Consider the following 6,537-nt stretch of genomic DNA (forward strand, 5'->3'; position numbering starts at 1 on the left):
GAAACGAGATTTTCATGACCGCTCTCACCCGCTTCTCCGTCCAGCCCCTTTCGACCATGACCCGGCTGCTCGCCGATGTCGCGTCCGGCCGCCGGGAGCCGGATCTGGTGATCCGCGACGCGCGAACCTTGTCCACCTATTCCGAGCGCATTCTGGACGGACGCGAGCTCTGGATATCCGGCGGGCGCATCGCCGCGGTGAAACCGGCCGGCAGCTACAGGGGAAGTGCCGCAAGGCTCTACGACGCCAGGGGCGGTATCATCGCCCCTGGCCTCGTGGATCCGCATATCCATATCGAATCCTCCATGGTGACGGCCTGCGCCTATGCTGAAGCCGCCCTCCTCAACGGAACCACGACGATCTTCTGCGACAGCCACGAGATCGGCAACGTCATGGACGTCGCGGGCGTCGAGGCGATGCTGGAGGATGCGCGCCAGGCACCTCTTTCGATCTTCCTCACCGTGCCGAGCACGGTGCCGGCCACCTCGCCCGAGCTCGAAACGGCGGGCGGCGATCTGACGCCCGAAAAGATCGCCGCTTTGTTCGACAAATGGCCGGAGGCGGTGGCGCTCGGCGAAAAGATGGATTTCGTGCCCGTTGCCATGGGCGACGAACGCAGCCATGCGATCCTCGCCGCAGCCCTGCAGCGCGGCCGGCCCGTTTCGGGCCATGTCTACGGGCGAGAATTCGTTGCCGCCTATGCGGCCTCGGGCGTAACGGACACCCATGAGGCGATCGACCGCGACATTGCCGACGACTTGCTCGAGGCGGGTGTCTGGCTGTTCCTGCGCGGCGGCCCGCCGACGACGCCGTGGCATTCTCTGCCGCACGCGATCAAGACGATCACGGAACTCAGCGCCTCTCACAAGCGGGTGGCGGTCTGCACCGACGACCGCGATGCCGAGGATCTGCTCGCTTTCGGCCTGGATTGGGTCACACGGGAGGCGGTGAAAGCCGGCATGACGCCCGAACAGGCCTGGGCGATGGGCTCCCTGCATGGCGCGACCCGTTTCGGCATGGAAGGCGAGATCGGCGGCCTCGGCGGCGGGCGGAGGGCCGACCTCGTGCTTCTGACCGACGACCTGAAACCGGTCAGCACCTGGTATGGCGGCGAACTGGTGGTCGATCACCGTAAGATCACGCCGGTTCTGGATGAGGCACTTTCGAAACCCTACCGCTATCCGGAGGCCGCCTATCACACCGTCAAGCTGCCGAAGAATCTCAAGCTGACTCCCGACCTTCCGACCGATACCGTCACCGCCCATACGATCCGCACCGAGCTTCCCGGCATCACCCTCAGCCACGTCACGGTGACACTCGAACCCGCCAACGACTGGCAGGCGCATTTCGACCGTCATGACCTCTGCTTCGTCACCGTGGTCGAACGGCATGGCAAATCGTCCGGCAATGTCGCGCACGGTCTGCTGAACGGTTTCGGCCTGAAGAAGGGCGCGGTCGCTTCCTCCGTCGGCCATGACAGCCACAATATCATCGTTGCCGGCACCAACGAAACCGACATGCAGGTGGCGCTGGACGCGATCGAGGAAAAACAGGGCGGCGTCTGCGTCGTGATGGACGGCAAGGTCACCGCCATGGTGCCGCTGCCGATCGCCGGCCTGCTCTCCGACAAGCGCGTCCACGATGTCGCCGACGAGGTGAAAGCCCTGAAGCTCGAATGGGAAAAGGCGGGCTGCACGATCGCCTATATGGGCTTCAACCTCATCCCGCTCTCCGTCATCCCGGAAATCCGCATCACTGACAAGGGACTTGTGCTCGTCCCCGAAATGGTGATCTCACCGCTCTTCGAAAAAGCCTGACCGGCGGCGGGATCAGTCGGCCAGGTTACTCGGCCAGCTCAGCGAGGATGCGCACCCAGGAGCGGATGCCCTTGTGGAAACTCGAAAGGTCGTATTTCTCGTTCGGGCTGTGAACGCGGTTGTCGAAGCGGGCGAAGCCGACGAGCAGCGCGTCGCAGCCGAGCCGCCGCTTGAACTCGCCGATGATCGGGATCGAGCCGCCCGTGCCGGCAAGGGCCGCCTCGCACTCCCATTCGGCGGACAGCGCCGAAAGCGTCTTCGTCAGGAACGGACTTTCAATTGGCATCACGGTTGCCGGCGCCAGGCCGAAGTCCTTGAACGTCACCGAGCAGTCAGCCGGGATGCGCGCCCTGACATGCGCCTTGAATGCGTCGCGGATCTTTTCCGGGACCTGGCCCTCCACGAGCCGGAAGGAGATCTTCGCCGTCGCCCTGGCAGGGATCACCGTCTTGAACCCCTCGCCCGTATAACCGCCGCTCATGCCGTTGATTTCGCAGCTCGGCCGCGCCCAGACCTGCTCGAGGATGGAACGGCCGGCTTCGCCTGCCGGAATGGAGAGGCCGATATCGGTAAGAAACCCCTTTTCGTCGAACGGCAGCCGCTTCCATTGCGCCTTCACCGCCTCCGGAAGCTCCTTCACGCCGTCATAGAAACCATCGATGGAAACGCCGCCGTCCGGCGTCCGCAGGCTGGAAACCACATCCGACAGGACCTGCAGCGCGTTGCGGGCCGCATTGCCGAACATGCCCGAATGCAGGTCCCGGTCGGCACAGCCGATCTCGATCTCCGTGCTGTAGAGACCCCGCAGCATGGTGGTCACGGCCGGCGTCTCGCGGTCCCACATGTCGGTGTCGCAGACGAAGACCGCATCGGCCTGGAGTTCGCTCGCCGACGCATCGAGGAAAGGCGCAAGGCTCGGGCTTCCCGCCTCCTCCTCGCCCTCGAAGAGGATGCTCACCTGCACCGGCAGGGCGCCGGTCATCGCCTTCCAGGCGCGGCAGGCCTCGACGAAGGTCATCAACTGCCCCTTATCGTCGGAAGCGCCGCGCGCCACGATCGCCGTATCGCCATTCGGCAGCAACTCCAGCCGGGGCTCGAACGGATCGCTGGTCCACAATACCAGCGGATCGACGGGCTGCACGTCATAATGGCCATAGAAGAGGACATGCGGTCCGCTGGCCGATTTTTCATGAGCGACCACCATCGGATGACCCGTCGTCGGCCGGACCGACGCATCGAAACCGATGGAAGCGAGGTCGCCGCTCAACCGGTCCGCGGCGGCCCGGCATTGATCGCGATAGGCGGGGTCGGTCGAGATGCTGGGAATCCGGATGAGATCGTAAAGGCGCGCCAGGCTATCATCCAGCCTCGCGTCGACATGCGCAAGAACCGCATCAACCTGCTCTCGGGACCCGATTCTCATCTTCCGCTCCTTACTTCGATGGCGCCGATGGAAGACCTAGCATCATCTCCCGCCGTGCAACATGCCTCCCGCCACCTCGGCGCATCGAATGTCGCAGCTTTTTGCTCTTGCCGGCTTCAACCCGGATGAAGGGCAGCACACGACCGGTAACTCAAGGTGGTGAGAACCGGAACGGCGATCGAAACGCGGTAAAGGAGATATCTCTGATGAAGTTCGTCGAATTTCCATCGCTAACGTAAAACACGTCGACGCCGGTTCCTCCCCAATAGCTGTTTGTGCCGTTACCTCCATCCAGGAAGTCGCTTCCAGCCTCGCCATTAAGAGTATCGTTTCCTTCGCCGCCATAGAGAAAGTCGTCTCCATCACCGCCGTAGAGAATATCTAACCCGCCATCGCCATACAGATAATCATTATTGCCGTTGCCGTAGAGAGTGTCGTCGCCGTCTCCGCCATGAAGATAATCAATACCGTTTACACCCGACGGCAATGGGTCCGCATTGTGATCGCCGTAGAGGGTGTCATTTCCGCCCTCGCCGTAGAGATGATCTGACCCGCCGTTGCCTTCTACGACCTCGCCGACGATCCCGCCGTGGAAAATATCGTCACCACTACTTGGGGTCAGAATGTTGATTTTCGTCTGGGTCTGATCCGCTTTTGCGTTTTAACGGAATCCACCCTGACGAGAAGAACCGCGGTACAGTCAACATCTTCAGTCAACTTAGGCGGTTCAGTGCGAGATGGAAAAGTGGGTCAAATCCCACTGAAACTGGATATTGCCAGCATCGTGACGCTGACGAGGAACTTTTGTGCACTGCGGTACTTATCGCTCGTCAACCGCGAAAGGAAGCGACTTATGTCAGACGTGAAGCTTGGTGAACCGATCCCACGGGCATTCCCGGAATTGAGCCGAAGAATAGCACAGACGTTCAAAATGGCGCCAACGTAGTGCTGCCCTTCCGAGGCCATGGACCAAACCACAGCCGCCTACCCCTACATAGCCTCATTAGATCAGTTCTTTCCGTTCCCGATGAAATTCGGCGTGTCGCTAATCCTGGCGTCGACGGCGATGCTTGTGAGCCCGGCACTGATGGCCAAGCGGTCGGAGACAGCTGGCATCACTCAATAAGATTCCTCGTTCGTTTCGCTGTCGCCGCCTTCCGAGGCGGCGATTTCGTTTTGAACCGCATGTCGGCTCAGCAGACCGGCGTCCTCGAGCGCCTCGATGTTCGGCAAGTCACGCAGCGTCTCCATGCCGAAAGCCGAGAGGAAATATGGTGTGGTCACATAGGTATAGGGTGCGCCGGGCGTCGGGCTGCGCGGCCCGGAGCCGATGAAATCTGCGCCCCGCAGATTGCCGATCGTGTCGCGGCTCACTTCCTTGCCAAAAATCTTCGACAGCTCGCCGCGGGTGACCGGCTGGAAATATCCCACCGCCATCAGCACCATCGCCTCGAACTCCGACAATGCCGCCGCCCCGCCCCTTGTCGGTGCCGAAGACGCGCGGATCGTCTCGGCAAACCGCGGCCGGGTACGGAGCTGCCAGCCGCCGGCGACCGGGACCAGCTCGTACGGCCGGTCCCGCAGTTCCTCGATAAGATCGTCGATCAGCAGGTCGATACTGCACTCTTTCCCGACCACCCGCGCCAGCGTCTCGCGGTCTACCGGCTCGGCCGAGGCAAAGATCACCGCCTCGACCCGCAGCATCCATTCCCGCCAACGCATCTCCGGCGGCAGATCATCGAGCTCGCGATCGTACAGCACCTCCTGTTGCCGCTCTTTCGTCTTTCCCCGACTGGTTTTGACTGCGCTCGCTCCCGCCATCGTCACAACCCGAAAATGCGGAAGGAGGAGCGGCCGGAAAGCTCGCGCACCGCTTCAAGCCTTTCCAGCCGCTCGAACAGCCGGTTGGCCGCCCAGCGTGACAGTTGGCTGCCTGGCGCCGATGCCAGGACGGCATCCTCCTCCAGCAGCTTGCGGATGAGCGGGCCGGCGCCTTTGGTCCGGACCTTCGGGGCCACAGCCAGCAGCTGCGCTGCGCGGCGATCAATCTCGGAGGCGGAACGCAGCGCTGCATCGACGCCATCAACCAGCGCCAGGCAGATCGCTTTCGGATAAGCCGGTTCGCCGGGCCGTACGCGTCCCCGTCCGCCGTTCGTGCGAAAAGCCGGGCCAAAACGCTCCGGTAAAAGCAATGGGACGGGCCTTGGCCAGTTCAGCTTGTGCGCCAGCACGACCTCGGCGAGCTCGAGTGCCAGCACCTCGGCGTCCGGGCGAGCCGCAACGATCGCGATTACAAGGTCCGCCACCGCAAAGGGCGCGGCGCGCCCGGACTGGATTGCCATATCGATCACGTCGGTGACGGCGGCAAGATTGTCGTCCCACCGGAGCGCAAAAAAATCGGCAAGTTCCTGAACGAAAGCGGTGTTGAGTGTCCGGGTCCGGCGCGCCAGCATTCGTGTCGCCAAAAGCAGCTTTCCGGCAGGGCCGGGGTCGTCGTCGGTCGCCGTCAGCAAAACCGCATCGCGGATTGCATTCTCATCCTCGCTGCGGCCGACCATCCTGGCTGCAACAGCGGCGGACCTGAGAGCAAGGCGGTCGCGCCAGCAGCCGAGCCACGCCGGCTCGGCGCGGATGAGATCATCAAGCGATTTCAAGGAGATACCGGCGGCGAAGGCGGCGTCGGATTCTGTGATGTCGTGAGTCCGCAGCCGCGTCCACCCTGGCAAGCGGGGCAACCAGATCGAGGTTGGTTCGATGGCGGGCAGAAGCGAATCCATGCCATCCAGCATAATTCAAGCGCGCAGTTTATGCCAGCTTTATCGTCGTAAACCGCACACGATGTCGTCAACTGATAATGACCGATAAGGTTGCATTATCGTTCGTTTCTTGCATTATGAAGAAACGTCCGGCGATCCTGGAAAAATCGCCCTCGATCGGTGGAGTTTTGCTGCTTTCGCCCGTCGGCATAACATGATATAAAAGCTAGACAGTCTAGCTAGATTGGAGAAAATGCATGGAGTGGCAGCTACAGGACGCCAAGAACCAGTTCTCGAAAGTGGTGCAGAAGGCGCGCCACGAGGGGCCGCAGGAGATCACCGTGCGCGGCGAACGCACGGCCGTGATTCTTTCGGCCCGTGACTACGATGCGCTGCGGGCCGGCCGGCCGACATTGGTCGACGATCTGCTTGGCGGCCCGGCGTGGGACGACGAACTCGCCGACGCGGTCGATGCGCGCTCGAAAACGCCAAGCCGCGGTGTGGCCTTCTAATGTATCTCGTCGACACCAACATCATCTCA

Annotated in this window: 6 protein-coding genes and 1 pseudogene; 2 read left to right on the forward strand and 5 right to left on the reverse strand. The window is 62.2% G+C overall.

Going from position 1 to position 6,537, the window contains the following annotated elements:
• The first annotated feature begins 14 nt into the window (after positions 1-14).
• A complete protein-coding gene (locus DMO26_RS27915) occupies positions 15-1,817 on the forward strand; it encodes an adenine deaminase (protein WP_117195589.1) in 1,803 nt (600 codons plus the stop codon).
• 25 nt (positions 1,818-1,842) lie between these two features.
• On the opposite strand, the gene DMO26_RS27920 is transcribed toward DMO26_RS27915, so the two are convergent.
• The 5 genes and pseudogenes from DMO26_RS27920 to DMO26_RS27935 form a co-directional block, all read right to left on the reverse strand.
• Positions 1,843-3,240: a M20/M25/M40 family metallo-hydrolase gene (locus tag DMO26_RS27920; protein WP_117195590.1), complete on the reverse strand. Its 1,398-nt coding sequence runs from the start codon at positions 3,238-3,240 to the stop codon at positions 1,843-1,845.
• Positions 3,241-3,391: 151 nt separating this feature from the next.
• On the reverse strand, positions 3,392-3,727 hold the full coding sequence (locus DMO26_RS27925; RefSeq protein WP_162895081.1) for a calcium-binding protein: 336 nt from the start codon (positions 3,725-3,727) through the stop codon (positions 3,392-3,394).
• 21 nt (positions 3,728-3,748) lie between these two features.
• A pseudogene (locus DMO26_RS35115) lies at positions 3,749-3,871 on the reverse strand (calcium-binding protein); the annotation flags it as partial.
• Positions 3,872-4,359: 488 nt separating this feature from the next.
• Complete coding sequence (gene scpB / locus DMO26_RS27930; protein ID WP_117195601.1) at positions 4,360-5,061, reverse strand: SMC-Scp complex subunit ScpB; 702 nt, start codon at positions 5,059-5,061, stop codon at positions 4,360-4,362.
• A 2-nt stretch (positions 5,062-5,063) separates the two neighbouring features.
• On the reverse strand, positions 5,064-6,017 hold the full coding sequence (locus DMO26_RS27935) for a DUF1403 family protein (RefSeq protein ID WP_226951444.1): 954 nt from the start codon (positions 6,015-6,017) through the stop codon (positions 5,064-5,066).
• 236 nt (positions 6,018-6,253) lie between these two features.
• Between DMO26_RS27935 and DMO26_RS27940 the strand changes: the two genes are divergently transcribed.
• Positions 6,254-6,508 (forward strand): type II toxin-antitoxin system Phd/YefM family antitoxin, encoded by a 255-nt coding sequence (locus DMO26_RS27940; RefSeq protein WP_117195593.1) that lies wholly within the window; start codon positions 6,254-6,256, stop codon positions 6,506-6,508.
• Positions 6,509-6,537 lie beyond the last annotated feature (29 nt).

It is taken from the genome of Rhizobium terrae, assembly GCF_003425685.1.
GTDB classification, from domain to species: domain Bacteria; phylum Pseudomonadota; class Alphaproteobacteria; order Rhizobiales; family Rhizobiaceae; genus Neorhizobium; species Neorhizobium terrae.

Excerpts from the sequence above, each read along its gene's own strand:
- DMO26_RS27915 (WP_117195589.1), top strand. The coding sequence starts at position 15 with ATGACCGCTCTCACCCGCTTCTCCGTCCAGCCCCTTTCGACCATGACC.
- DMO26_RS27920 (WP_117195590.1), bottom strand. The coding sequence starts at position 3,240 with ATGAGAATCGGGTCCCGAGAGCAGGTTGATGCGGTTCTTGCGCATGTC.
- scpB (WP_117195601.1), bottom strand. The coding sequence starts at position 5,061 with ATGGCGGGAGCGAGCGCAGTCAAAACCAGTCGGGGAAAGACGAAAGAG.
- DMO26_RS27935 (WP_226951444.1), bottom strand. The coding sequence starts at position 6,017 with ATGGATTCGCTTCTGCCCGCCATCGAACCAACCTCGATCTGGTTGCCC.
- DMO26_RS27940 (WP_117195593.1), top strand. The coding sequence starts at position 6,254 with ATGGAGTGGCAGCTACAGGACGCCAAGAACCAGTTCTCGAAAGTGGTG.